Origin of the sequence: Helicobacter pylori Shi112, from assembly GCF_000277405.1 — a bacterium.
Classification (GTDB): Bacteria; Campylobacterota; Campylobacteria; order Campylobacterales; family Helicobacteraceae; genus Helicobacter; species Helicobacter pylori_C.
The window spans coordinates 140,725-166,712 of sequence record NC_017741.1; the positions used below are offsets into that span (position 1 = coordinate 140,725).

At 39.1% G+C, this 25,988-nt stretch carries 29 protein-coding genes; 15 read left to right on the top strand and 14 right to left on the bottom strand.

The window, feature by feature from the left end; translation table 11 throughout:
- Positions 1-20: 20 nt before the first annotated feature.
- Positions 21-1,007, bottom strand: coding sequence for an adenine-specific DNA glycosylase (locus tag HPSH112_RS00700; RefSeq protein WP_080024684.1), 987 nt, complete (start codon positions 1,005-1,007; stop codon positions 21-23).
- A complete protein-coding gene (locus HPSH112_RS00705) occupies positions 1,008-2,456 on the bottom strand; it encodes a DASS family sodium-coupled anion symporter (RefSeq protein ID WP_000595282.1) in 1,449 nt (482 codons plus the stop codon).
- A 169-nt stretch (positions 2,457-2,625) separates the two neighbouring features.
- Between HPSH112_RS00705 and ccoN the strand changes: the two genes are divergently transcribed.
- The 8 genes from ccoN to HPSH112_RS00745 all read left to right on the top strand — a co-directional run bounded on the left by ccoN (position 2,626) and on the right by HPSH112_RS00745 (position 8,262).
- Complete coding sequence (gene ccoN / locus HPSH112_RS00710; protein WP_001157669.1) at positions 2,626-4,092, top strand: cytochrome-c oxidase, cbb3-type subunit I; 1,467 nt, start codon at positions 2,626-2,628, stop codon at positions 4,090-4,092.
- Positions 4,093-4,104: 12 nt separating this feature from the next.
- Positions 4,105-4,803, top strand: a complete 699-nt coding sequence (gene ccoO / locus HPSH112_RS00715; protein WP_000490767.1) for a cytochrome-c oxidase, cbb3-type subunit II — start codon at positions 4,105-4,107, stop codon at positions 4,801-4,803.
- Positions 4,804-4,813: 10 nt separating this feature from the next.
- Positions 4,814-5,032, top strand: coding sequence for a cytochrome c oxidase, cbb3-type, CcoQ subunit (locus tag HPSH112_RS00720; protein WP_014662185.1), 219 nt, complete (start codon positions 4,814-4,816; stop codon positions 5,030-5,032).
- A gap of 1 nt (position 5,033) precedes the next feature.
- Positions 5,034-5,912: a cytochrome-c oxidase, cbb3-type subunit III gene (gene ccoP / locus HPSH112_RS00725; RefSeq protein ID WP_000346814.1), complete on the top strand. Its 879-nt coding sequence runs from the start codon at positions 5,034-5,036 to the stop codon at positions 5,910-5,912.
- A gap of 10 nt (positions 5,913-5,922) precedes the next feature.
- Positions 5,923-6,129 carry a DUF4006 family protein gene (locus HPSH112_RS00730; protein WP_000670499.1) on the top strand — a complete coding sequence of 69 codons (207 nt, stop codon included), beginning with the start codon at positions 5,923-5,925 and terminating at the stop codon, positions 6,127-6,129.
- 100 nt (positions 6,130-6,229) lie between these two features.
- Entirely contained in the window at positions 6,230-6,814 is a 585-nt protein-coding gene (locus HPSH112_RS00735) for a hypothetical protein (RefSeq protein WP_001222054.1), read from the top strand.
- 11 nt (positions 6,815-6,825) lie between these two features.
- The gene (locus HPSH112_RS00740) at positions 6,826-7,407 is read left to right on the top strand and encodes a hypothetical protein (RefSeq protein WP_000660354.1); all 582 of its coding nucleotides are present in this window, start codon (positions 6,826-6,828) and stop codon (positions 7,405-7,407) included.
- Positions 7,408-7,494: 87 nt separating this feature from the next.
- A complete protein-coding gene (locus tag HPSH112_RS00745) occupies positions 7,495-8,262 on the top strand; it encodes a hypothetical protein (RefSeq protein ID WP_000506354.1) in 768 nt (255 codons plus the stop codon).
- On the opposite strand, the gene HPSH112_RS00750 is transcribed toward HPSH112_RS00745, so the two are convergent.
- Entirely contained in the window at positions 8,259-9,122 is an 864-nt protein-coding gene (locus tag HPSH112_RS00750) for a menaquinone biosynthesis family protein (protein ID WP_000626269.1), read from the bottom strand. The two genes, HPSH112_RS00745 and HPSH112_RS00750, sit on opposite strands and share 4 nt — an antisense overlap.
- Positions 9,123-9,220: 98 nt before the next feature.
- Here HPSH112_RS00750 and recA point away from each other — a divergent pair, with 98 nt between their 5' ends.
- From recA to HPSH112_RS00780, 6 genes are read left to right on the top strand one after another with little or no spacing between them, the layout of a single operon-like run.
- Positions 9,221-10,264, top strand: coding sequence for a recombinase RecA (gene recA / locus HPSH112_RS00755; RefSeq protein ID WP_000952101.1), 1,044 nt, complete (start codon positions 9,221-9,223; stop codon positions 10,262-10,264).
- Positions 10,265-10,275: 11 nt separating this feature from the next.
- Positions 10,276-11,556 carry a phosphopyruvate hydratase gene (gene eno, locus HPSH112_RS00760; RefSeq protein WP_000955633.1) on the top strand — a complete coding sequence of 427 codons (1,281 nt, stop codon included), beginning with the start codon at positions 10,276-10,278 and terminating at the stop codon, positions 11,554-11,556.
- A complete protein-coding gene (locus HPSH112_RS00765) occupies positions 11,549-11,824 on the top strand; it encodes a hypothetical protein (RefSeq protein WP_000146217.1) in 276 nt (91 codons plus the stop codon). Before eno ends, HPSH112_RS00765 begins: the two co-directional genes overlap by 8 nt.
- A 15-nt stretch (positions 11,825-11,839) precedes the next feature.
- The gene (locus HPSH112_RS00770; RefSeq protein ID WP_014662186.1) at positions 11,840-12,436 is read left to right on the top strand and encodes an AMIN domain-containing protein; all 597 of its coding nucleotides are present in this window, start codon (positions 11,840-11,842) and stop codon (positions 12,434-12,436) included.
- 4 nt (positions 12,437-12,440) lie between these two features.
- Positions 12,441-12,929 carry a shikimate kinase gene (locus HPSH112_RS00775; RefSeq protein WP_001216267.1) on the top strand — a complete coding sequence of 163 codons (489 nt, stop codon included), beginning with the start codon at positions 12,441-12,443 and terminating at the stop codon, positions 12,927-12,929.
- A 21-nt stretch (positions 12,930-12,950) separates the two neighbouring features.
- Positions 12,951-13,907, top strand: coding sequence for a PDC sensor domain-containing protein (locus HPSH112_RS00780; RefSeq protein WP_000952256.1), 957 nt, complete (start codon positions 12,951-12,953; stop codon positions 13,905-13,907).
- Here HPSH112_RS00780 and rfaJ read toward each other — a convergent pair.
- The gene (gene rfaJ, locus HPSH112_RS00785) at positions 13,904-15,025 is read right to left on the bottom strand and encodes an HP0159 family lipopolysaccharide 1,6-glucosyltransferase (RefSeq protein WP_000022434.1); all 1,122 of its coding nucleotides are present in this window, start codon (positions 15,023-15,025) and stop codon (positions 13,904-13,906) included. The two genes, HPSH112_RS00780 and rfaJ, sit on opposite strands and share 4 nt — an antisense overlap.
- Before the next feature lie 150 nt (positions 15,026-15,175).
- Between rfaJ and HPSH112_RS00790 the strand changes: the two genes are divergently transcribed.
- On the top strand, positions 15,176-16,093 hold the full coding sequence (locus tag HPSH112_RS00790; RefSeq protein ID WP_000597861.1) for a tetratricopeptide repeat protein: 918 nt from the start codon (positions 15,176-15,178) through the stop codon (positions 16,091-16,093).
- Between the two features lie 753 nt (positions 16,094-16,846).
- Here the strand turns inward: HPSH112_RS00790 and HPSH112_RS00795 are convergent.
- From HPSH112_RS00795 to HPSH112_RS00840, 10 genes are all read right to left on the bottom strand, one after another.
- Complete coding sequence (locus tag HPSH112_RS00795) at positions 16,847-17,569, bottom strand: YebC/PmpR family DNA-binding transcriptional regulator (protein WP_000532140.1); 723 nt, start codon at positions 17,567-17,569, stop codon at positions 16,847-16,849.
- Positions 17,570-18,541, bottom strand: a complete 972-nt coding sequence (gene hemB, locus HPSH112_RS00800; protein WP_000476543.1) for a porphobilinogen synthase — start codon at positions 18,539-18,541, stop codon at positions 17,570-17,572.
- Positions 18,542-18,563: 22 nt separating this feature from the next.
- Positions 18,564-19,895 (bottom strand): acid-sensing histidine kinase ArsS, encoded by a 1,332-nt coding sequence (arsS, locus tag HPSH112_RS00805; RefSeq protein ID WP_001212428.1) that lies wholly within the window; start codon positions 19,893-19,895, stop codon positions 18,564-18,566.
- A 25-nt stretch (positions 19,896-19,920) separates the two neighbouring features.
- Complete coding sequence (gene arsR / locus HPSH112_RS00810) at positions 19,921-20,598, bottom strand: acid response regulator transcription factor ArsR (protein ID WP_000573717.1); 678 nt, start codon at positions 20,596-20,598, stop codon at positions 19,921-19,923.
- Between the two features lie 234 nt (positions 20,599-20,832).
- Entirely contained in the window at positions 20,833-21,294 is a 462-nt protein-coding gene (locus tag HPSH112_RS00815; RefSeq protein ID WP_014662187.1) for a CiaD-like domain-containing protein, read from the bottom strand.
- A complete protein-coding gene (locus tag HPSH112_RS00820; protein WP_001127852.1) occupies positions 21,285-21,548 on the bottom strand; it encodes a tetratricopeptide repeat protein in 264 nt (87 codons plus the stop codon). Before HPSH112_RS00820 ends, HPSH112_RS00815 begins: the two co-directional genes overlap by 10 nt.
- Positions 21,549-21,580: 32 nt before the next feature.
- A complete protein-coding gene (locus HPSH112_RS00825) occupies positions 21,581-22,861 on the bottom strand; it encodes a peptidase U32 family protein (protein ID WP_001077531.1) in 1,281 nt (426 codons plus the stop codon).
- A gap of 2 nt (positions 22,862-22,863) precedes the next feature.
- The gene (cheZ, locus tag HPSH112_RS00830) at positions 22,864-23,583 is read right to left on the bottom strand and encodes a protein phosphatase CheZ (RefSeq protein ID WP_000189984.1); all 720 of its coding nucleotides are present in this window, start codon (positions 23,581-23,583) and stop codon (positions 22,864-22,866) included.
- A 74-nt stretch (positions 23,584-23,657) separates the two neighbouring features.
- Positions 23,658-24,749, bottom strand: a complete 1,092-nt coding sequence (gene prfB, locus HPSH112_RS00835; RefSeq protein ID WP_000371099.1) for a peptide chain release factor 2 — start codon at positions 24,747-24,749, stop codon at positions 23,658-23,660.
- A gap of 60 nt (positions 24,750-24,809) precedes the next feature.
- Complete coding sequence (locus HPSH112_RS00840; protein ID WP_000253360.1) at positions 24,810-25,985, bottom strand: molybdopterin molybdotransferase MoeA; 1,176 nt, start codon at positions 25,983-25,985, stop codon at positions 24,810-24,812.
- Positions 25,986-25,988: the final 3 nt, after the last annotated feature.

Genomic DNA, 25,988 nt, shown 5'->3' on the forward strand with positions numbered 1-25,988 from the left:
CATTTTAGATTTGGCAGGGTTTAACCCCCAAATAAATTTTTTTGTTTTAAAAAATTCAAAATTTTAAGCGTCATAGAGCTTATGGGTAAGGTTTCTAAGTCTTTAAGGCTATAAAAACGAATAGGGTTTTTTAAATCTTTTATCGCAGCTAAATAGAGGTTTAAATTGAGCTTGAATTTAGTGTGGCTGTGTTTGATTGCACCTAAAAAGGGGAGCTTGTATTCTAGGTTTTCTTTGAGATTGGGGAAATGGTGCATCCCAAAATAGAGTTTTTGCTCTATTTTTTCTAAAGCGATTTGGTTATTTTGGATCACAACGCCCAAGTAATGCTCTTCTTGAATGATTTCTTGTTTTTTCTTAAGCGTGTGTTTTTCTGGATGGTTTTTACCCAAACAATAAGGGTTTAAAGGGCAAATCGCGCATTTGGGTTTAGGGGAGCAGATTAAAGCCCCTAGATCAATTAGGGCTTGGTTATGATTGAAGCTTTCATTGAGATTGAGAAAGTCATTCGCTTTAATTTGTAAGTCTTTAGCCGTGATATTTGGATCCAAACCAAAAAGCCTTAAAAGCACTCGTTTGATATTGGCATCCACGCATGCGCTCTTCTCTCTAAAACCAAAACATAAAATCGCATTAGCCGTGTATGTGCCAATCCCGGGGAGTTTCAATAGGCTTTGATAGTCATTGGGTAATTGTGAGTTGTGTTCTTTAACGCAAATTTCAGCGCTTTTTTTTAAATTTTTAGCCCTTGAATAGTAGCCAAGCCCTCTCCAGAGCAATAAAACCTCTTCTAATTGAGCGCTCGCTAAGTCTTTTAAAGTGGGGAAAGCTTCTAAAAAAGGGGAATAAAAACGCTTAACCACCGTGCTGATTTGGGTTTGTTGGCTCATCACTTCACTGATATAGACTTCATAAGGGGCGTTAATGCCCTTTAAATTCCTAAAAGGTAAATCCTTTCGCCCAAATTCTTCATACCATTTTAAAAGGGCGTTGTGTAAAGTTTCCAGCTACAACCACCTATAAGCGATGAATTTGACCCAAGGCACGCACACGCTTAAAAACACGATCAAATACACCATACCAAAAATAAACCCCCATTTCCAAAAATCCTTGCTTGAAATATACCCGCTCCCGTAATAAATGGTGGATGGGCCTGTGCCATAGGGGGTTAAAATCCCCATAATCCCTAAAGAAAGCATTAAAAACAAGCTCAATTCTTGCAAATTGACCCCTTGAATGTGCGAACCAATCCCCACAAAAAGTGCAAATAACGCACTCACATGAGCGGTGATGCTAGCGAAAAAATAATGCGACAGATAAAAGAAAGCTATAATAAACAAGACCGCTATTAACGGATCCAAGTTAGCATGCTCTAAAAAATTTTTAGCCGCATTGCCGATAAAATTTAAAAACCCTACATTTTTAAGCCCGCCAGCCATCGTGAGCAGCGATCCAAGCAATAAAAAAATGTTGAACGCGCTTTTGTTTTTGATGATGTCTTCATAGCTTACAATCTTACAAAACGCCATTAAAACCATGACAATCAAAGCCGTCGCGCTCGCTGCCAAGCCTAAAGGTTTGCTAAAAATCCAACCCAATAAAGCCAATAAAGTGAGGCTGAGCATTAAAATTTCTTTTAAAGAAAACCTCCCCATGCCCTCTAATTCTTTTTTAGCCCACAAACTCACTTCTTTTGAGCCTTTTAAGGTGGGTTTGCAGGTTTTATACGCTAATAAAGGTGCAAGCAAGATCAAAACCACCCCACAAGGCAAGAACGCTAAAAACCACGAAAACCATGAGATTTCATTCACGCCCATTTTGGTAGCGATTTCCATTGCTAGGGGGTTAGGAGCGAGAGCGGTTAAAAACATGGACGAAGTGATGCAAGTTGAAGCCAAAGCGACCCACATCAAATACGCGCCGATTTTGTCAGGGTTATCATTTGGAGCAGATCCCATTAAAGGCGGGATAGATGAAACGATTGGATAGAGTATGCCCCCACTTCTAGCGGAGTTGCTAGGGATAAAGGGGGCTAGACACAATTCGCTCAAACCAATCGCATAGCCTAAACCTAAAGGGGTTTGCCCTAAAAACCTAATGAGTAAAAGAGCGATCCGTTTCCCTAACAAGCTTTTTTCATACCCTAAACCCAAAATAAAAGCGACAAACACAAGCCACACCGTTTTATTCGCATACCCGCTCAAACCCCACGAAATAGCCTTATTAGCGCTCGCTACTTCATCGCTCGCTCCAATTTTTAACGCCACGCACAACACTAATGCGCTCAATGCCACTAAACCTGGTGGCACCGGCTCTAAAACTAGCCCTATAATCATGCCCATGAAAATACAAAAATAAAGCCATGCGTTAGGGTTTAACCCATCTGGTGCGCCTAAAAAATACAATAGCGTTGCGATAAAAAAAGGGGCAAGGATTGAGAGAATTTGTTTAATCATGTTCAGCCTTTAGCCAAAGATAGTAGTGGGTTGGCTTAAAAATGCCATTCAAATTGGATTGAGTTATTACAATGTTACAGAAAAAGATTAAAAATTAAGCTTTTTGAAAAAGATAAAATTTTATAATTATGTTTATCTTTGTTGAATTTACTACAAATAGGAGTATTGCATGCAAGAAAATGTGCCTTTGAGTTATGATTATTCCATTAGCAAATTGTTTCTTTATGCGATGGTTGGCTTTGGGATAATAGGCATGTTAATAGGGATCGTGTTAGCCTTTGAATTGTCTTTCCCTAACTTGAATTACATTGCAGGGGAGTATGGCGTTTTTGGCCGATTGCGCCCTTTACACACGAATGCGGTGATCTATGGTTTCACCCTTGGGGGGATTTGGGCGAGTTGGTATTATATCGGTCAAAGGGTGCTTAAAATCACTTATCACCAACACCCCTTTTTGAAAATTGTAGGGTTATTGCATTTTTGGCTCTGGATTACTCTTTTAATTCTAGGGGTCATTAGCTTGTTTGCTGGTCTTACTCAATCTAAAGAATACGCTGAATTGATGTGGCCTTTAGATATTGTTGTGGTTGTGGCATGGGTGTTATGGGGGGTTAATATGTTTGGGAGCATGAGCGTTAGAAGAGAAAATACCATTTATGTGTCTTTATGGTATTACATCGCTACTTATGTGGGTATAGCGGTGATGTATATTTTCAATAACCTTTCTATCCCCACCTATTTTGTCGCTGATATGGGGAGTGTTTGGCATTCTATTTCTATGTATTCAGGCAGTAATGATGCGCTCATTCAATGGTGGTGGGGGCATAATGCGGTCGCTTTTGTCTTTACGAGTGGGGTGATTGGCACGATTTATTATTTCTTGCCTAAAGAGAGCGGTCAGCCTATCTTTTCTTACAAACTCACTTTGTTTTCTTTCTGGAGCTTGATGTTTGTTTATATTTGGGCAGGCGGGCACCATTTGATTTATTCCACCGTGCCTGATTGGGTGCAAACCCTTTCTAGCGTGTTTTCAGTGGTATTAATCTTGCCTTCGTGGGGGACAGCCATTAACATGCTTTTAACGATGCGAGGCCAGTGGCACCAGCTCAAAGAAAGCCCTTTGATCAAATTCTTAGTTTTGGCTTCAACTTTCTACATGCTTTCCACTTTAGAAGGCTCTATTCAAGCCATTAAGAGCGTGAACGCCTTAGCCCACTTCACCGATTGGATTATAGGGCATGTGCATGACGGCGTGCTTGGGTGGGTAGGCTTCACTTTAATCGCGAGCATGTATCACATGACGACTAGACTTTTCAAAAGAGAGATTTATTCAGGTAGGCTTGTGGATTTCCAATTTTGGATCATGACTTTAGGGATTGTGCTTTACTTTTCGTCCATGTGGATTGCAGGGATCACGCAAGGGATGATGTGGAGGGATGTGGATCAGTATGGGAATCTCACTTACCAGTTCATTGACACGGTTAAGGTGCTAATCCCTTATTACAATATTAGAGGCGTTGGGGGTCTTATGTATTTTACCGGGTTTATTATTTTTGCTTACAATATTTTTATGACAATCACAGCAGGCAAAAAATTAGAGCGTGAGCCCAATTACGCCACGCCTATGTCTAGATAGGGGAGGTTGGAAATGTTTAGTTTTTTAGAAAAAAACCCGTTCTTTTTCACTCTTGCGTTTATTTTTGTGTTTGCGATTGCGGGCTTGGTGGAGATTTTGCCTAACTTCTTTAAATCCGCTCGCCCCATTGAAGGCTTACGGCCTTATACGGTTTTAGAAACAGCGGGGAGACAAATTTATATTAAAGAAGGTTGCTATCATTGCCATTCCCAACTCATCCGCCCTTTTCAAGCTGAGGTGGATCGATACGGTGCGTATAGTTTGAGCGGGGAATATGCGTATGATAGGCCATTTTTATGGGGATCTAAAAGGATTGGCCCTGATTTGCACAGGGTGGGGGATTATCGCACAACCGATTGGCATGAAAAACACATGTTTGATCCCAAAAGCGTTGTGCCGCACAGCATCATGCCCGCCTATAAGCATTTATTTGCAAAAAAGAGCGACTTTGACACCGCTTATGCAGAAGCTTTGACGCAAAAAAAGGTTTTTGGCGTGCCTTATGACACAGAAAACGGCGTGAAATTAGGGAGCGTGGAAGAAGCGAAAAAAGCCTATTTAGAAGAAGCTAAAAAAATCACAGCCGATATGAAAGACAAGAGGGTGTTAGAAGCGATTGAGAGAGGTGAAGTGTTAGAAATTGTGGCTTTGATCGCTTATTTGAATAGCTTGGGTAATTCCAGGATTAACGCCAATCAAAACGCTAAATAAGGGGTGAATGATGGATTTAGAAAGTGTGAGAGGTTTTGCGTATGCGTTTTTTACCATTCTTTTTACGCTCTTTTTATACGCTTATATTTTTAGCATGTATAGAAAGCAAAAAAAGGGCATCATGGATTATGAGCGATACGGACGCTTAGCGTTAAATGATGCTTTAGAAGATGAGTTGATTGAACCACGCCATAAAAACGCTCATGATAATGGCATAAAGGAAAGTTGAAATGGATTTTTTAAACGACCATATAAATGTTTTTGGCTTGATTGCAGCGCTTGTGATTTTAGTTTTAACCATCTATGAATCCAGCTCGCTCATTAAAGAAATGCGCGACAGCAAATCTCAAGGTGAGCTCATGGATAATGGGCATTTGATTGATGGGATAGGGGAGTTTGCCAATAATGTTCCGGTAGGCTGGATCGCAAGCTATATGTGCACGATTGTGTGGGCTTTTTGGTATTTTTTCTTTGGGTATCCGCTGAATAGCTTTTCTCAAATCGGGCAATACAATGAAGAGGTTAAAGCGCACAACCAAAAATTTGAAGCCAAATGGAAGAATTTGGGTCAAAAGGAATTGGTGGATATGGGTCAAGGCATCTTTTTAGTCCATTGTTCGCAATGCCATGGCATCAGCGCTGAGGGCTTGCATGGGAGCGCTCAAAATCTGGTGCACTGGGGTAAAGAAGAGGGCATTATGGACACCATTAAGCATGGCTCTAAAGGCATGGATTATCTCGCTGGGGAAATGCCCGCTATGGAATTAGACGAAAAAGACGCTAAAGCGATCGCGAGCTATGTGATGGCAGAAATTTCTAGCGTTAAAAAGACCAAAAACCCTCAACTCATTGATAAAGGCAAGGAGCTGTTTGAAAGCATGGGCTGCACAGGCTGTCATGGCAATGATGGTAAGGGTTTGCAAGAAAATCAAGTGTTTGCAGCCGATTTGACCACTTACGGCACAGAGAATTTTTTGAGAAATATCTTAACGCATGGCAAAAAGGGCAATATAGGGCATATGCCATCGTTCAAGTATAAAAACTTTAGCGATTTGCAAGTTAAAGCGTTAGCCGAATTTATCCAATCGCTAAAACCCTTAGAAGATTAAAGGAAAAGAGATGAAATTTTTAAACGGATTAGCAGGGAATTTACTGATTGTGGTTATTTTATTGTGTGTGGCCGTTTTTTTTACATTCAAAGCGATCCATATCCAAAAAGAGCAAGCCACCAATTATTACCGCTATAAGGATATTAACGCTTTAGAGACAAAAAACACCCAAAACCGGGCTAATTATGAATTAGTCAATCAAGGGAGTAAAAAATGAAATTCACGACTTTAGAAAAAATCTTAGCCTTAATGGTAGTAGCGACCATTTTAATGACGATTGTGATTTCTTTTGTGCCTAACTTGTTTTTGTTTAGCACATGAGAATCTTATGGCTTGTAATAGCCTTTGTTTGTTGTTTGGGGGCTAGTGATTATGTTTTTAATAATTCTAAGGGGCGTTTGGTAGAAAAAAGCGTTGCGTTTGTAGAGGGCGTTTCTAAAGAGCTTTATCTTAAAACAGGCGTGCGTTTTGTGATTGATATGACGGATTTTGAAAAAAATCCTATCGTTTTGGCGCTCAAAAATGAACGCCAAAATTATCAAGAGGGCTTTTTAAAGCAGCTCAAACCCCCTTTTGTGGTGTTCTTTTTCTACCATGACGCTCAAAAAATAGAATTAGTGGCTAACCCTAAAGATTTGTTAGACACTGATAAAATCTTTTTTGAAAAAATCGCTCCCTTACTCCCTACAAACCCTAAAGAATACACGCCCCAAAGGATTTCAGCCATGCTCATTAACGGCTATTCGGTCGCAGTAGATGCTTTAGCGCAAAAATATCGTGTGAATATCACGCAAAATTTTAACGCTCCTAAGGGAGCAACTTTTGTAAAGGTGGTTATTTATATTTTGTTATTGACGCTTTTAGGCGCGTTTTTGGGGCTTTATTTTTTTAAAAAATCTTAAGAGAGAAATCAATGAAAGAAAAAAACTTTTGGCCTTTAGGGATCATGAGCGTGCTCATTCTTGGGCTTGGGATCGTGGTGTTTTTGGTGGTGTTTGCCCTAAAAAATTCGCCTAAAAACGATTTAGTGTATTTTAAGGGCCATAACGAAGTGGATTTAAACTTTAACGCTATGTTTAAAACCTATGAAAACTTTAAATCCAATTATCGTTTTTTAGTGGGTTTAAAGCCTCTCACAGAAGGCTCTAAAACCCCCATTTTGCCCTATTTTTCTAAAGGCACGCATGGGGATAAAAAACTCCAAGAAAACCTTTTAAAAAACGCTTTGATTCTGGAAAAATCCAACACGCTTCATGCGCAATTGCAACCGCTCAAACCCGCTTTAGATTCGCCAAATATTCAAGTGTATTTAGCGTTTTATCCCAGCCCATCACAGCCAAGATTGTTAGGAACGCTTGATTGTGAGATCGCATGCGAGCCTTTAAAATTTGATTTGTTAGAGAGCGACAAAAGGGGGCGCTATAAGATCCTTTTTAAATTTGTTTTTAAAAATAAAGAAGAATTGATTTTAGAGCAACTGGCTTTTTTCAAGTAGCGCATTTAAAAAATGCCTTTAGCGTTTTTATTAACACGCAATCACTAAAAAGCCTAAATTTTTTATCCAAACGGGTATAATAAGGCTATGGGTTTTTTAAAAGTTTTTAAACATGACGCCTTGGGGCAAGTAGGGAATGTTGTTGTGGGGAATTTTTTAATAACGCTCACTATTTTAGCGGTTTGTTTTTATTCTCAAAGCGCTGAAGAAACGACCATGCTCACCCTAAGCTACACGCTCTTTTTTGTCTTGGGGGCGTTTTTACTGATCGCAATCAGTGTGGGAGCGATCAAAAATCTCAACGCGCTTTTTTCTAAAAGGGGGGTTTTAAGCTTTTCTTTACCCATTAGTTTAGAGTCTTTATTGCTCCCTAAAATCTTGCTCCCTATGGTGTTTTTTATCTTCAGTTTGTTCTGGTTTGTGGCGAGCGTGCGTTTGGGCTATTATCTTTTTAACGCGCAATCTAGCGTGCTGTTTATCTTGCACACCGCTTTAAAAACCTTTGTGTTAAAACCCACTAAAACCTTAGGTATCGCACTGTTTTTAGGGCTTGTTTTAATGAAATTTTTATTTGTTTTGAGCGTTTTAAACGCTACTAGGATCAAAAAAGCGCGTTTTTTACTAGGGGGGCTGTTATTCATTCTTGTGGGGGTTGTTTTGGAATTAGCGTTCAATTCGTTACTGCCCTTAATGAGTTCTAGTTTAAGCATCAATGAGGGGTTTTATTATTTCTTGCAACAACAAGAATTACAAGAAAATAAATACTACCTTTTATGGGGGGTGGATTTTTTAAAAATCCTTTTATTGTATGCGATGAGTCGTTACTTGCTTACGCATAAATTAGAACTGGATTAAGAAAAGCGGTATTGCAAATACTCATCAGTGAGCAAGCAATCTTTAGCCTTTAACAAATTGGCATAAAACCCATGCTGATAGCCTAATTCAAAAAGCTTGTCTATGGCGAGGATTTGAATCTCGCTTAAGCGCGTTGAAGTTTCATTCGCATACAAGCTTAAATAAGTTTGTAGCCGCTCCATATTGACACGAATGAGCGAGCGTTCTAACAGCATGTTAGAGAGCAAATTTTGGTGTTTTAAAGCGACTTCAACCGCTTTAATCAAAGCCTTTTTAATCAAAATCGCGCGATACAAGGGGATAGAGCGCCTAATCGCCATGCCCCCTAAAGGCAAGGGTAAATCAACTTTAATGAGTTCTTTCCAAACATCCCACAATTCTTTTTCCACTTCTAATCCATTATGAAAATCCAAGATATTTTCATGGATGAGCACGCCCGCATGCACGCTCCCTTCAAGCACCGCTTTTTCAATGTCCAAAAAATTCATGTAAGTGATGCGTGCATGTTTGTAATAGATCTTAAACAAAAGGGCGTTGGTGGTGTGATCCCCGCTTAATGCGACTCTAAAATCTTTTTTCAATTTCACACCCTTTTTTTTCACTAATTTAGGCCCATAGCCGTTCCCAAAGCTCGTCGCTGTAGGGAGCAAAGCATAATCGTTTGCAATTTTAGGGTATAGCCCAAAGCTGATTGCGCTCACATCATAAGTGTTTTTTAGGGCTTCTTGGTTTAGGGTTTCAATATCAAGGGCGATGTTGTGGAATGTTTTATTTTTAATGGGGCAATCTATCCAGCCAAACTTAATCGCATAATACATGAAAATATCATCAGCATCAGGGCTATGAGCGACACTAATCAAAGTAAAATCCTTTTGTGATAGGGTAAGTCCTTTTATTATAATAGATTTTAGGCTAGGATTTGATAGAATAAACAAATCAAATTCAATAAGGTAATTTAATGGCAATAGATGAAGACAAACAAAAAGCGATTTCTTTAGCGATCAAACAAATTGATAAGGTTTTTGGTAAGGGGGCGTTGGTGCGTCTTGGGGATAAGCAAGTAGAAAAGATTGACGCTATTTCTACAGGCTCGTTAGGGTTGGATCTGGCTTTAGGGATTGGGGGCGTTCCAAAAGGTAGGATCATTGAAATTTATGGGCCAGAGTCAAGCGGGAAGACCACTCTAAGCTTGCATATCATTGCAGAATGCCAAAAAAATGGGGGCGTGTGCGCGTTTATTGACGCTGAGCATGCCCTAGATGTGCATTATGCTAAGAGGCTAGGCGTGGATACGGAAAATTTACTCGTTTCCCAACCTGATACAGGCGAGCAAGCTTTAGAGATTTTAGAAACGATCACCAGAAGCGGAGGGATTGATTTAGTGGTGGTGGATTCCGTAGCGGCTCTTACGCCTAAAGCGGAGATTGATGGGGATATGGGCGATCAGCATGTGGGCTTGCAAGCAAGGCTTATGAGCCATGCGTTAAGAAAAATCACCGGTGTTTTGCACAAGATGAACACTACTCTCATTTTTATCAATCAAATCAGGATGAAGATTGGCATGATGGGTTATGGGAGTCCAGAGACCACAACCGGAGGTAATGCCTTAAAATTCTATGCGAGCGTTAGGATTGATATTAGAAGGATTGCGACTTTAAAACAAAACGAACAGCATATTGGCAACAGGGCTAAAGCCAAAGTGGTTAAAAATAAAGTCGCTCCGCCCTTTAGAGAAGCGGAATTTGACATCATGTTTGGGGAAGGGATTTCTAAAGAAGGCGAAATCATTGATTATGGCGTGAAATTAGACATTGTGGATAAGAGTGGGGCATGGCTTAGTTACCAGGATAAAAAGCTAGGGCAAGGCCGAGAAAACGCTAAAGCCTTACTGAAAGAAGACAAAGCCCTAGCGAATGAAATCACTCTTAAAATTAAAGAGAGTATTGGCTCTAATGAAGAGATCATGCCCTTACCAGATGAGCCTTTAGAAGAAATGGAATAGAAAGGATTTTGATGCTAACCATTAAAGATATTCATGCTTTAGAAGTGATGGATAGTAGGGGCAATCCTACCATTCAAGCCAGCGTGATTTTAAGCGATAACACTAAAGCGAGCGCGATTGTGCCTAGCGGAGCGAGCACCGGTAAAAGAGAAGCGTTAGAATTAAGGGACAATGACAAAACCCGTTTTTTGGGTAAAGGGGTTTTAAGGGCATGCGAAAATGTCAATAGCGTGATCAAACACCATTTAATAGGGCTTGAAGCGATCAATCAAGCCTTTGTGGATGAGAGGTTAAGGGCTTTAGACGGCACGCCTAATTACGCTAATTTAGGGGCGAACGCTGTTTTGGGCGTTTCTATGGCGTTAGCAAGGGCTAGCGCGAAGGCTTTAAATCTGCCATTATACCGCTATTTAGGGGGGGCTAACGCTTTGACTTTGCCTGTGCCGATGCTCAATATCATTAACGGCGGAACGCATGCGAATAATTCCATAGACTTTCAAGAATACATGATCATGCCTTTAGGGTTTGAGAGTTTTAGAGAAGCCTTAAGAGCGAGCGCGGAAGTCTATCACACGCTTAAAGAACTTTTAGATGGAAAGAATCAGCTCACAAGCGTGGGCGATGAGGGGGGTTTTGCGCCTAATTTTAACAACAATGTAGAACCCCTTGAAGTCATTTCTCAAGCCATTGAAAAAGCCGGCTATAAATTAGGCGAAGAAATAGCGCTCGCTTTAGATGTAGCGAGCAGCGAATTGGTGGATGAAAATTTCAATTACCATTTAAAGGGTGAAAATAAGATTCTAGATTCGCATGAATTAGTGGCTTATTATAAAAAGTTGGTGGCAAAATACCCGATTGTGTCTATTGAAGATGGTTTGAGCGAAGACGATTGGGAGGGTTGGGCGTTTTTAAGCAAGGAATTAGGGCGTCAAATCCAGTTAGTGGGCGATGATTTGTTTGTAACGAACGCAAGCCTCTTGCAAAAAGGCATTGAAAAAAACATCGCAAACGCCATTTTGATCAAACCCAATCAAATCGGCACCATTAGTGAGACTTTGGAAACCATAAGATTAGCCAAACACCATGCCTATCAATGCGTGATGAGTCATAGAAGCGGGGAGAGTGAAGACAGCTTTATCGCTGATTTTGCTGTTGCACTCAATACGGGAGAAATCAAAACCGGATCCACCGCAAGGAGCGAAAGGATCGCTAAATACAACCGCCTTTTAGAGATTGAGCATGAATTAAAAGGGGGGATTTATATCGGTAAAGAGTTGTTTAAGCATGGCTAGTGGCCTTTTTGAAAACGATGAAATCAAAGACAATAAAGTGCGAGATTTTTTCTATAGCCATAGCTCCCTAATTGTCTTTTTCCTTTTACTGCTTGGGTTTGGGTATTATTTAGGGAAGTTGCTTTTTGGGGGCTCTTCTTTAGAAGTTTATTTGGATTTAAGAGATAAGCATGAACGCTTGCAACAAGAAATCACCGAATTGCAAAGCAAAAATGTGCGTTTGCAAAAGCGTTTGTTTGAGTTGAGGGAATTACGGCCTAGAGATTAGTTTGAAGGAATGATCGTGTTAAAAAAGATGGTAGGTTTGGTGGTGGTTTTAAGCGTTTTATTAGCCAGAGACAACCCTTTTGAGCCTGAAATCAATTCCAAGAATTTGCAAGGGGGCTTTAATGGGATCTATGATAGTTATTTTAAAGAAATCCATGTGGATTTGCCCACGAGCGCTAGGATTTTAAAACAAATCACGCTCACTTACCAGGATATTGATGGCTCTATCCATTCTAAAGTCGTGGGCATTGATAAAAACATTGATTGGCATTACCCTTTAAAGCTTTCCCAACACCCCCTTGATCCAGCCGCCTTTGAAAAACGCTACCAGATCCAAGATTTTGATTTTTCCATGGCAAACAACACGATGATTTTGCGATCCCCTTATAAAATTTTGCGCTCTTTTGTGCTGGTCAATCCTTATAGAATCGTGTTAGACACGCAAAAAGGCCCTTTGGATATTTATCAAAATAGGGATTTAAACCAGAAGTTTTTTTCTCAAATTAAAGTCGGCACGCACAAAGATTATTACCGCATCACGCTCATTTTAGACGGGAAATACCGCTATCTTTTGGAAGAAAAAAACGGGGCGTATGAATTAAAATTGAAATAAAAGCATGCGGCATTTAGTCTTAATCGGTTTTATGGGGAGCGGTAAAAGCTCCTTAGCGCAAGAATTGGGGTTGGCTTTGAAATTAGAAGTGTTGGATACGGATATGATCATTAGCGAGAGGGTGGGCTTGAGCGTGAGAGGGATTTTTGAAGAGCTTGGCGAAGACAATTTCAGGATGTTTGAAAAAAATTTGATTGATGAATTAAAAACGCTCAAAACCCCCCATATTATTTCTACCGGTGGGGGCATTGTGATGCATGATAACCTTAAGGGTTTAGGCACAACTTTTTATCTCAAAATGGATTTTGAGACCTTGATTAAGCGTTTGAATCAAAAAGAAAGGGAAAAACGCCCCCTTTTGAATGATCTCACTCAAGCCAAAGAGCTTTTTGAAAAACGCCAAGCCCTCTATGAAAAAAACGCCTCTTTTATCATTGATGCAAGGGGTGGTTTAAATAATTCTTTAAAACAAGTGCTACAATTCATCGCATAAATTTTTTTTAAAGGCCTTTTGATGTTAAGTAGAGACATTGTCCAATATTCCAAGATCCGCACCGAGCTATACGCTTATCTTACCTATTTGTTTTCGCACAATATCCGCAACCATCTCCCTGAAATCACTTTGGATTATTTAAACAAACAGATCAAAAAAATGCATGCTGAAATCAAAATGGCAAAAAATTTTTTTGTGTTAGACGCTAAAGGCATGCTAATTCTTAAGCCAAGCCAGCTTAAAGAGCAGGGGCATAAGGAGGGGATATTAGAGCATGATTTAACAGAAGGGATTGAATTAGAATCGCATGCCAGCTTTAGCGATAAGTATTATTTTTATCAAGCCGTGAGTGAAAAGCGTTGTATTTTAACGGACCCCTATCCTTCTAAAAAAGGAAACCATTTGGTGGTGAGCGCGTCTTACCCGGTGTATGATCAAAATAATGATCTAGCGTTTGTGGTGTGCTTGCAAATCCCTTTGAGGGTGGCGATTGAAATCAGCTCGCCTTCAAAGTATTTCAGAACCTTTAGCGAAGGGAGCATGGTCATGTATTTTATGATTTCTATCATGCTCACTTTGGTGTCGTTGCTTTTATTTGTGAAATGCATTTCTAGCTTTTGGACAGCGATTGTCAATTTTAGCAGTTTTGACATTAAAGAAGTGTTCCACCCCATTGTGCTTTTAACCCTAGCCTTAGCCACCTTTGATCTGGTCAAGGCGATTTTTGAAGAGGAAGTGTTGGGTAAAAATAGCGGAGACAACCACCATGCGATCCACCGCACGATGATTAGGTTTTTAGGCTCTATCATTATCGCATTAGCCATTGAAGCGTTGATGTTAGTGTTTAAATTCAGCGTGAGCGAACCGGATAAAATCACTTATGCGGTGTATTTGGCTATCGGTGTGGCAGTGCTTTTGATCAGTTTAGCGATTTATGTTAAATTCGCTTATAGCGTGTTGCCCAAACGAGAACGCTAAGAGTTAAAAAATTTTTCTTTTAAGCGTTTGAAAATCCTATTCAATCTAAAAAAGACATATTCTAAAAGGGTTTTTGGATTGAGTAGGGGGGCAAGAAATTCAAAGGTTTTTTGTTTGTCTTTAAGGCTTAAAAATTCTGTCATTTGTTTAAGGAATTTCACGGAATATTTAGCATAAAAAGAGGTTTTTAAAAGAGTCTCATGCCATTCTTTAGAATATAAAGCAGTGGGTGAAATCCAAGGTTTTCCTACAAAATAAAAATGCAGCATGACAATTTCTTGTCGGTTAGGAATGAAGCGTTTTTGATTGGCCATGAAAGGGTGGGTGTTATAAATATAAGGCAAGATTAAAACCTTTTGATAGCATGCGAGAGTTAAAAGATCCTGTTCAGGGCAAAACACGCACTGGCCTTTTTGACGGGTTAAATTGAGTAAGCGCTCTTCTAAACGATCAGCGCGCCACAGCTTTAAATTTACGATTAAAAACCCAACATTATAGTGGTTTTCATAAAGGATTTTTATGTCTTTTTCTTTAAGGTAATGCTCATAAAGGGAAAAGGCTTGACGAGGGGCTCTCTCTCTTTCCATTTGAAAATGTTTAGGGCTTTTAGGAGAAGAAAAATCTTTAGCCGCTCCAAAATAATAGCCATCTAGCGGGATAAAAAAACTCTCGCTCACATCATTTAAAAACAAAGTGTCCGCATCAAACATGATAATTTTGTCGTATTGCAAGAATAAAGAAGCCAAAAACAAGCGGCACATGACCATTTTAGAAAAGCGAGTCTTAGCGTAAATATTGAGTTGCAAAAAAGCTTCATTGATTTTATCAATCGCAGAGAGTTCTTCTATTGAAGTGGTGTGAAGATTAGGGGTTGAAATGTCTAAAAATTCTAGGCTCATAAAAGCGCTAAAGGGGGCTAGAGTCTCTTTTAATTTGCGCTGGTTTTCAAGGCTCAAGTTATCCACCAGGCAGTGGATTTTATAAAAAAGTTTTTTACTATCATTTTGCGATTGGGGATTTTCTACTTTAGCGCAAGCTAGCATGGAATACAGGCTCACGCCAGCTGGGATCACATAGTTGTTGTCAAAAGCGATGACAATAGGAATAATAATACTCATTTTAAGTGGTTTTCCTAAAACAGGTTTTTAATCAAATTTAATCCAAAGTTGAATTTATTTTTTTGAATATTATACTATAATAACCAATTAGATTGGGGTTTTACTGATTTTTCTTTGTGTGAGCTTTGGCTTAGTTTTGTAAGGAATGAGATGATAAAGAGTTGGACTAAAAAATGGGTTTTTATTTGGTTGGTGGTGGCGGGCTGTTTCAGTCATTTGATGGCTACAACCGGTGAGGCATATTTTAAAATGGCTACTCAAGCCTTTAAGAGAGGGGATTACCATAAAGCGGTGGCTTTTTATAAGAGGAGTTGTAATTTAAGGGTGGGGGTGAGTTGCACGAGTTTGGGCTCTATGTATGAAGATGGCGATGGCGTGGATCAGAATATTCCAAAAGCCGTTTTTTATTACAGAAGAGGGTGCAATTTAATGAATCATTTGGCTTGCGCGAGTTTAGGCTCTATGTATGAAGATGGCGATGGCGTTCAAAAAAACCTTCCAAAGGCTATCTATTATTACAGGAGAGGGTGCCACTTAAAGGGTGGGGTGAGCTGCGGTAGTTTAGGTTTTATGTATTTTAATGGTACGGGCGTTAAGCAAAATTATGCCAAAGCCCTTTCTCTTTCTAAATACGCTTGCAGTTTGAATTACGGCATTAGTTGTAACTTTACAGGGTATATGTATAGGAACGCAAAAGGCGCAGAGAAGGATTTGAAAAAAGCCCTTACGAATTTTAAAAGAGGGTGCCATTTAAAAGACGGAGCGAGCTGTGTGAGTTTAGGCTATATGTATGAAGCCGGTCTTTATGTCAGACAAAGTGAAGGGCAAGCCTTGAATCTTTATAAAAAGGGTTGTTCTTTAAAAGAAGGGAGCGGTTGTCATAATGTGGCGGTGATGTATTACACGGGTAAGGGCGCTCCAAAGGATTTGGATAAAGCCACTTCATATTATAAGAAAGGTTGCACTTTAGGCTTTAGTGGTAGTTGTAAAGTATTAGAAATGGTTGGCAAGAATTCTGATAATTTGCAAGATGACGCGCAAAACGACACGCAAGATGATACGCAATAGGCCAGAGTTTAGGGGCTATGATTAAAACTATAGAAATCTTTCCACTTTCGTGCTATCAAATGGGGATTGAGTGCCTCTATTGATGGGTATTGAGATTAAAAATCCACAAATCTAGGGTTTGGATTCGCTCTCATATTGATAATAAAAACACTCAAAGGCATTTTAAAACAATAAAAGAGCTTACACAGACACAAGCGATAATTTTTTAAAGCGCTCTTAGGGGATTTATGGGGTTAAAGGGGGCGTTATTTCAAAATCCCCTATCCGCTTTAAAAAATAACTTACAAAATAAAAATTAACTATAAAAAAGCTTAAAAACAAGTTTTTTAAAAAAGGACATTGAATAAAGCTATTCATATTTGAACAAAACAAAAACCTTTATTCAATCAAAATAAGGTTAAAATCCAATAAAAAAGGAGTTTTATAACTCTTTATAGGACTTTACAAGCTTATAGCAACAAAACTTTGTTTTCATTGGCGAAGCACCCAAAGCTAAAGCGATTGGGCTTCCTGATGTTTGGGGAGAGTTTCTCACTCTGTGTCCCTAATGGATTTTACAGAATCTGAGCTCCAATGTATTCCCTACAGCTTTCACGCATCATATCTTATAAAGGCGTAAGTTTGTGCGCTTCCTGCGCTAGATGCAAATGTATGGGGGTGTTATAACAAATTAGCGGCATTCATCCCAAACGCTAAAGACGATTAGGATTTCTGCTTGGGTGGTTTAAAAAATACTTTGAGCCTTTTTGCATTTCACTCAATATTCGTATAAAGCGCGACCACATCATCATCGTCTTCAATCCTGTCTAGCAATTTTTCGGTAAGCTCCATCTGTTCGTCATTCAATTCAATGGGCGTTGTGGCGATGCGTTGCAAACTCGCTTTTAAAATGGGCAATCTCAAGCTTTCAAACCCCTCATTTAAGAGCTTGAAGCTGTTATAATCCCCCCTAATAATAATCTTGTCTTCCACTTCTTCTAATTCTTCCAAACCATAATCAATGAGAGCGAATTCTAAATCTTCTAGGCTGAGTTTTAAATTTTCCACTTCATTTTTCAAGCATTCAAACACGCTTTTTCGGTTAAACATAAACTCTAAAGAGCCATTAGGCACGATGCTTGCCCCTTGCGTTTTATTGAAATAGCTTTTAAGGTTAGCAATGGTTCTGGTGGGGTTATCAGTCATGCATTCCATAATGATTAACACGCCAAAATTCGCCTTACCCTCATAAGTGATTTCACTCAAATTCCCCTCTTTACTGCTCGCTCTTTTAATCGCTGCATCAATATTGTCTTTAGGCATGTTTTGCACTTTAGCGTTTAAAATCGCCGTTCGTAGTTTGGCGTTCGTGTCCGGCTCGCTCCCGCCCTCTTTTGCCGCTAGAGTGATCGCTTTGGCGAGCTTGGGGAAAACCTTACTCATCTTATCCCATCGTTTTTCTTTAGCCGCTCTTCTGTATTCAAACGCTCGTCCCATTCAATTCCTTTGTAATAAGTTAGCCATTTCTTTAGCATGATAGCTAATAATCATATCCGCTCCCGCTCTTTTAAAACAAGTCATCGTTTCTAATAAAACGCTTTCATAGTTGATCAGGTTGTGTTTTTGAGCGAGTTTGAGCATGGCGTATTCCCCGCTCACATTATAGAGCGCTAAAGGGAGCAAAGTGTGATCTCTGATTTCTTTAACAATATCCAAATACGCCAAAGCCGGTTTCACCATTAAAATATCCGCACCCTGTTTTTCATCTTCTAAACTTTCTAAAAGCGCTTCTTTTTTATTAGCGTAATCCATTTGATAGCTTTTGCGATCGCCAAAACTCGGCGCAGAGTTTGCCACATCTCTAAAAGGCCCATAGTAACTGCTCGCAAATTTAGTGGAATAGCTCATGATGGGCGTGTGGGTATAGCCGGCGTTATCTAGCGTTTTTCTCAAGCTTAAAACATTCCCATCCATCATGTTGCTTGGGGCTAGAATATCCACACCGCTTTCAGCCAAAATAAGCCCTTGAAGGTTTAAAATCTCTAGCGTTTTATCGTTAGACACAGAAGCGTTTTCTAAAATCCCGCAATGCCCATGGTCGGTGTATTCACAAAAACACAAATCCACTATAACGATTAAATCCTTGAATCGTTTTTTAACCTCTCTAGCGGCTTTTGCGACAATGTGATCCTTATTTAACGCATGGCTTCCTGTAGCATCCTTATGTTTAGGAATGCCAAACAATAAAACGGCTTTGATGCCTAAACCCACTAATTCTTCGCATTCTTTTAAAAGAGGCTCTACACTCATTTGATAAACGCCAGGCATGGAGTTGATCTCATTTTTAATATAACTATCGCTTTCTATGACAAATAAGGGAGCGATGAAGTCATCAATATTCAGACGCGTTTCTCTTATCATCGCTCTTAAGTTTTCGCTGCTTCGTAATCTTCTCAATCGTTTGAACATGTTCTCTCTTTATTGTTTTTCTTTAACCCCACAATTGGCTTTTTCTATCCCCTTCATTCCGCTCACCTCTCTCAAATTTTCGGGGGGGGGGGGTAGGCTCTTCATCATCTTCTTCTAAATCGTAAAAATGATTAAAAACGCAATCATGGATAGTGAAACAAATTCTTCCATTGCTGTAATGATAGCTCAAATTCAATCCCATAGCCTCTAAAGCGTTTTTAATGATATACATGCCTAACCCAAAACCATGGGCTTGGCTGGGGTTAGAAGATTTGAAGTAGGGTTGCAAATATTTTTCAAAATCTTCTTTTAAAGGTTCGCTTTTATTGGACACCACTAAATTATTTCCTATGAAATCCAAAAACACCTGTTTGTCATCACTGTATTTGATCGCATTATCTACCATGTTTTTTAACGCTATAGAAAACAATTCAAAATCCGCTTCAATGATGTAATTTGAAGAGGGTACATGGATAGGGCTTTTTTTATCCTCATCAATTAAAAGCATTTTTTCAATCTTGTCTATCAAATCGCTCATTAAAAATTTTTCTTTATTGCTCCCATAATTTTTGGAAGCGAACTGCTCAATGCGGGCAAATTGCTCAATTAACATGTTCAAGTGATCAAATATAGATGAAAGGCGTTTGTAAGACAGCTCTTCTTTGAGCATAGAGCTTAGTATCTTGCCCTTAGTGATAGGGGTGCGTAATTCATGCATGATAGAGCGCAAAAACAAAATCCGAGATTCATTCATCGCATTGATTTTTTGGATGCAATTGTCAAATTCGTTAGCCAGATCCCCTATTTCATCTTTTTGCTTGCTTTTACAACTCACGCTTTTATCCCCTTGAGCGAAGCGTTTCACTTGAGATCTTAACTCTCTTAAGGGCAATAAACTCTGCAAAACAAATAAAAAGAGGAATAAAATCAATAATAAGCCCACCGTAATAGCTAAGAAATAATTCTTATAAGAAACCGAATGCAAATCTTTATAAAGCACAAAATGCTCATCCTTTTTTAAAAGGATAAAAACCATATCGCTGAATTTAAACACTTCAGCATACCCAATATTCCTATGGTGCAACTGGTGGCGTCTTTTGGCTAAAACCTTTTCTAAATTTTCCATTGTGGTTTCTTTAAAACCAATTTTATAGAGGTAATCTTCTATGGCTCTATAATCAGAGTAGTTATTTAAAATTTCATTGATAGTGGTAACAAACTGATAATGGCGCATTTCGTTTTGATAGTTTTCATGATTGATTTGAGAAGACACGAAATAGTAAGCGAACGCTCCAAAACTAAAGAGCGTTATCATAAACAAAGCGACAACTTTAAAAAAGATAGAAAAACGCAAAACCCCTTAACTCCTTATTAGAATGTCAGTATTCTAATTTATAACCAATCCCTCTAACAGAGATGATGTATTGCGGTTGCTTAGGGTTTTTTTCAATCTTGGATCGCAAACGGCCAATGATCACATCAATGCTTTTATTAGAGCTTTCAGGGTTGATGCTCTCGCTCTCAATCGCAATGCTTTCACGGCTAAACACATAACCTTTTTTGCTAATGAGAAGCGAAAGGATTTCATATTCAGCCCTAGTTAAGTCTAGCTTTTTTTCATGCATATACACTTCTCGGCTGTCCTTATCTACCCTAAAGATATTCGCATCGCTTGGCTCACTCACTTCTTCTTTTTTATGAGAACGCCTGAGTAAGGACTGGATGCGAGCTAATAATTCTTTAGGATCATAGGGTTTAGGGAGGTAATCATCAGCCCCATAATCTAGCGCTTTAATCTTATCTTCCACATCGCTTCTTGCTGAAGAAATAATAATAGGGATATGTTTTTGTTTGGAGATGCGCCTACACACTTCAAGCCCGTCTAAATTAGGCAAAGTTAAATCCAATAACAACAAATCATAATTTTGTGTGTTAGCCGCACTAATGCCGGTATATGGCTCATCGTAATTGGTTACATGAATGCCATGTTGGAGCAAAAACTCGCTCAAAAACTCGGCTAATTCTATATCATCTTCTATCATTAAAACTTCTATCATACTTCAATTAACTCCTTCAACGATTTTTGCAACTTTAAAAACGATTAACTTTGTTAATGTTTTAAGGGACTAATTCTAACATTTTATTATTAAAGATACCTTGAAAATATCTTAAAAATAAAAATTCAAAACATTATCATAGTTATTAATGGAATTTAAGGCTTTGTTTTCATGGAATATTGAAAATGAAAGTCTTATTTTTTAATGTTTTTAAAAAATTCCTTTGCCCATTTTTCACTCTGTGTTTTCTCGCTCCAAAGATTCTAATCGTTTTTCAAGCACGCTCAATTGGTATTGCAAGAAACGCGCCACTAAATCCAAACGCTTCAGCGCTTCTTTTTCTTCTAAAGCTTGCATGCCTTTAAATAACACTAAGGTTCTCTCTAATAAGCCTTTTAAAAAAACCCGCTCGTTTGGAATTAACGCTTGCATGGGGTTTTCTTGCGCGATTTCTTCTGTAATGATTTCTGGCGTCTCTTCTTTTTCTTCTGTGATTTTTTCTTGCGTTTCTATTTTAGCAGCGTTTTTTGGCTCTAAAGGGGCATTAGCATTTTGAGAGCTTGGGGTGTTTTGCAAATCTTGGGGCGTTTTGAAAAAAGAGGGCGTTTTTTGCGCCGTATCAAAACCATCACCAATGGTTTTAGCCATTTTTTCAATTTCATTAAGGGTTTCTGAAATAATGTTTTTCAATTCCATTCTACCAGCCATTTTTCTAAATTCTCAACGCTCAAATAATCCCCTTTGATAAAATTTAAATAGTGCCGCTCCAGTGTTGCATCGTGTTTGAAAGGAGCGAGATTTTTTTGGATTTTTTCCAAACGCTTTATTTGTTTTAACGCCTCTGTATGATCAGGGGTTTTTTTTAAAATATTAGTATAAATTTGCAACGCTTCTTCAAAAAACCCTTGTTCTTCATAAATACTAGCGAGCGTGATCGTTTCTAAGGGCATGCGTTCCTCTTAATCGTTTTAATACCTAATCTCTAAACGCCATTTTTAGGCTCTACTTGGGTGCGTAAAAAACTAAAAGCCGGTAAGGGTGCGGGCAGTCGCACTAAATTCACATTCCCGCTATGGATAGTTTCTAACTCGGTGTTATTTTCTAAAAGGATTTTATACAGCACTAAATAAGAGCGTTTTTCAAAGGTATAAATCTTGCCAATTTCATTGACTATGGGCGTGATAGCCGCATTTTTGGGAGCGATGATTTCATAAGCGGCGTTAGTGGTCGTGGTGAATTTGCATGCAAAAAAACGCCCGTCTTCTGTTATTTCGCCATTGACTTGAAAATCCCCTTCGCTAATGGCTGTTTGGTGGTTTTGAGTGTCCAATCTTTCAAAAGGCCTTCGCATCAAATAGCCGTCGGTGAAACCCCTGTTTTTAAGCGTGTTCAATTCGCTAGCATAAAAACTCGGCTTAAGAGTGTTGTTATAAAAATCATCAACCGCTAAACGATAGATGCGCGTGGTTTGTGCGGCGTAATAACTGGACTTGGTGCGCCCTTCAATCTTAAGCGCACTAATGGCGTTTGAACTTAAAATTTCAGCGATATGATTAGAGAGATTCAAATCTTTAGCGTTAAAAATATGCGTGCCTACGCCCTCTTCTTCAACCAACCTCATCATCACGCCGTTATCCGGGTTTTTCACATAATATTCATAATCAAACCGGCAATCATTCGCGCAACTCCCTCTATTAGGCACGCGCCCCTTTTGTAAGGCCGAAATCAAGCAACGCCCTGAAAAGGCAAAGCACATGCTCCCATGCACAAAGATTTCTAATTCTAAATCGGGTAAGGCTTTTTTAATTTCAATCGCATCATTCAGGCTCAATTCTCTAGCGCACACAATGCGTTTAACCCCTAGATCATAAAACACTTGCGCATCTAATAAATTCAAGACATTCGCTTGCGTGGATAAATGGATAGGGATATGCGGGGCGATTTTTAAAGCGAGTTTGATTACCCCAGGCGCAGCGATAATAAAAGCGTCTGGCTCTAATTCTGCCATTTTATAAATATGTTCTTCTAAAAGTTTGAGCTGTGAATTGAAAGGGAAACCATTGATCGTGGCATAGACTTTTTTATTTAGCGCATGGGCGTAGTCAATCCCTTCTTTAAAGGTCTTTAAAGTAAATTCCTTGCTTGCGCGATTACGCAAAGAAAAATGGCTCACTCCCCCATAAACCGCATCAGCCCCATAGCTGAGAGCGATTTTAAGTTTTTTTAAATTACCGGCTGGAGAGAGTAATTCAACTTGGTTCAAAACTACTTGGCTCCAAAAGAAGCGATCAAGGCTTCAATATCATCCGCGCTGGCTAAATCTTTATCGTCATCGCCGGTGATATAAGTCGCTGAACTCACGCGCTTAGAATCATCAATTTTGCCTTCAAAAAGCGAATTCATGTATTGGCTGAGCGCTCGCATGACATTGACCACTCGTTCAATTTTTTGGCGGTGAATGTCTTGAAACTGCATAATATCCATCGCTTGCATGGAGCTATCAGAGCAATTAGCGGCTTCTTCTTCAATGCTTTTAAGGGCGTTTAGGATTTCTTGTTGCTCATTGAGCGCGGTTTTAAAAGATTCAATATTGGGGAAATGGCTATGCAAATTGTCAAAAATTTCTTGGTGTTTTTGCAAAGGTTCTTGGATTTTTTTAACCATTTTAGCGATCTTTTCAGCGCTAGCCCCAATCAAATCCAATTGATCAAAAATTTGCGTGGCTTTCACTTCAGAATCTCTTGTAACATCGTCTAATTGATGCACGACTTTATGCTCTTCAGTGGGGGGAGGGGGAGGCCATTCGTTAGGGCTAATCTTGCCGTATTTTTCAGCGTCTTCTTTTTTGACGGTCATTTTTTCACTATGATTGGAATTTTCTTTAACCTCTTTAGGCTCCTCTTTAGTTTCTTCTTTAGCCTCTAGGGCTTCCAAATTTTCTAAATCGCCACCATTCATCAAAGCGTCTAATTCTTCTTGTGTCATTGTTGTTCCTTGCCAATTGGTTTTAAAAAGCGTTTTATAGTAACCATAATTTATTAGCTGTCATTTTAGCGCACTTAAGCTTTAGCAATCAAAACGCCCTCTAAAATCGCATCAATATCGCCATCTAGTATCGCTTCCACATTGCTATAAGCGGTGTTGGAGCGCGCGTCTTTGACTTGCTGGTAGGGGGCTAGGACATAACTTCTTATTTGATGCCCCCAGCCGATCTCGCTTTTTTCTTCATTTTTGGCGGTGCTTTGCTGTTTTTCTAATTCCAATTCATAAAGCTTGGATTTAAGCATTTTTAACGCGCTCGCTTTGTTTTTATGCTGGCTCCTGTCGTTTTGGCATTGCACCACAATACCGGTAGGGAAATGCGTGATCCTAACTGCGCTTTCTGTTTTATTGACATGCTGACCGCCCGCCCCACTGGCTCTATAATAATCATAACGGACATCTTTTTCATCAATTTCAATATCAATATCATCGTCTAATTCAGGGCTAATTTGCACGCTCGCAAAACTCGTGTGCCGTTTGGCGTTCGCATCAAAGGGTGAAATCCTTACAAGCCTATGCACCCCATTTTCATTTTTCAAATAGCCATAAGCGTTTTCGCCCTTAATGATAAAGGCGACCCCTTTAATGCCCGCTTCTTCGCCATCTTGATAATCTAAAATCTCGCTTTTAAAGCCCCTTCTTTCTGCCCACCTCAAATACATGCGATACAAAATACTCGCCCAATCCTGGCTCTCTGTTCCCCCCGCTCCAGGCTGAATGGTGATAATAGCGTTTGAAGCGTCGTTTTCACCGCTTAACATGATTTCAATTTCTACTTTTTGGACGCTGTGCTCTAAAACAGGAGCCTCTTCATAGAGCAAGGATAAAGTAACCTCATCGTTATCGTTTTGGGCGAGTTCAAACAATTCTGTGCTTTCATCTAAAGAATTTTTGGTTTTTTGATAGGTTTCTAGCAAGCGGTTTAGGCGCACTTTTTCTTTATTAGTGTCTCTAGCCTTTAAGACATCTTGCCAAAAATTAGGGTCTTCTTGCTCTTTTTCAATGCGTTCTAATTCTTGTTTGATCTTTTCAGGCTTGATGATTAAAGCGATATTATCGCATTTGTTTTGCAAGCTTTTTAACAATTCGCTATAGGTGTAGTTATCCACAAACAGAACCTTTATGAGTGGGGTTTTAAACTTGCCATTATAGCATTGTTAAAAGCCATTTTAATTTTCAAACCTTAAAATTTCAATTTCGCCCTGAACTAATCCCACCCCTTCATCAATCAAAGCGATAGAATCAACTTGCGCAAGGGCTTGAATCGCTCCTGATTCATAGCGGTTGTTGTTGTAAGGAATGAATTGGTTGTTTGAATAGTTGCCTAAAATTAAATGCGTTCGTTCGCCTTTAAGCTTTAAGGGGGCATTGATTTGAGCCTTAAAGGGTTTTAGTTTAAAATCTTTATTTAAGGATAAGCGCTCCAATAAGGGTAGAATCAAAACTCGTAAAACCAATAAGCAGCTTAAAGGATTACCCGGTAAGCCTATAATAATACTTTGATTGAGTTTGGCTAAAGTTACCGGTTTTCCAGGTTTGAGGTTGACTTTTTCATAATAAAAAAGGGCGTTTTTTTCTTTCAAAGCGTCTTTAAAAAAGTCTTTATCCCCCACACTCACCCCCGCGCTTGAAAGGATGACATCATAGTCTTGTGATTCAAGTGGTTTAAGCTGTAAATCTTTATTATCTTTTAAAACCCCTAAAAAATGCGTGTTGTAGTTTTTAAGCATGTTAAAAATACCCACTGAATTAACATCATAAACTTGGCATTCTAGGGCGTTTTGCCCTAAAGGCACTAATTCATCGCCGCTACTGAATAAAGCGATTTTTAATTTCCTAAACGCTTTGATTTCTTTTAACCCTTGAGAGGCAATGAGCGCGATATGCCCGTAATTCAAACGGGTATTTTTAGGGACTAACACGCTGTTTAAAGAAGCGTTTTCGCCCTTTTGACGGATATTGGCGTTTATTTTAAAATCTTTGGGAGCTAGGGCGAAATTTGTATGGCTTTCTAGCATGCATTCTATAGGGACAATCGTTTCTATTCCCTTTGGCACCATCGCTCCAGTCATGATTTTAACGCATTCATTTTCTTTAACTTCTAAAGCGCTCACATCATCTCCGGCAAAGATGCGCTGAATGACTTGAGTTTTTTTGCCTAAATCTTGCATTTTAAACCCATAGCCATCCATTGCACTTTGATTGAATTTAGGCAAGGCGTGAATGCAAATAATATCCTCTGCTAAAATGCGCCCTATGCTTTCAAACAAAGAAATAATCTCTATTTCTAAGGGTTCTAGGGGAATGCTAGAATGGATTTTTAGAGCTTCTTTAAAACTAACCATATT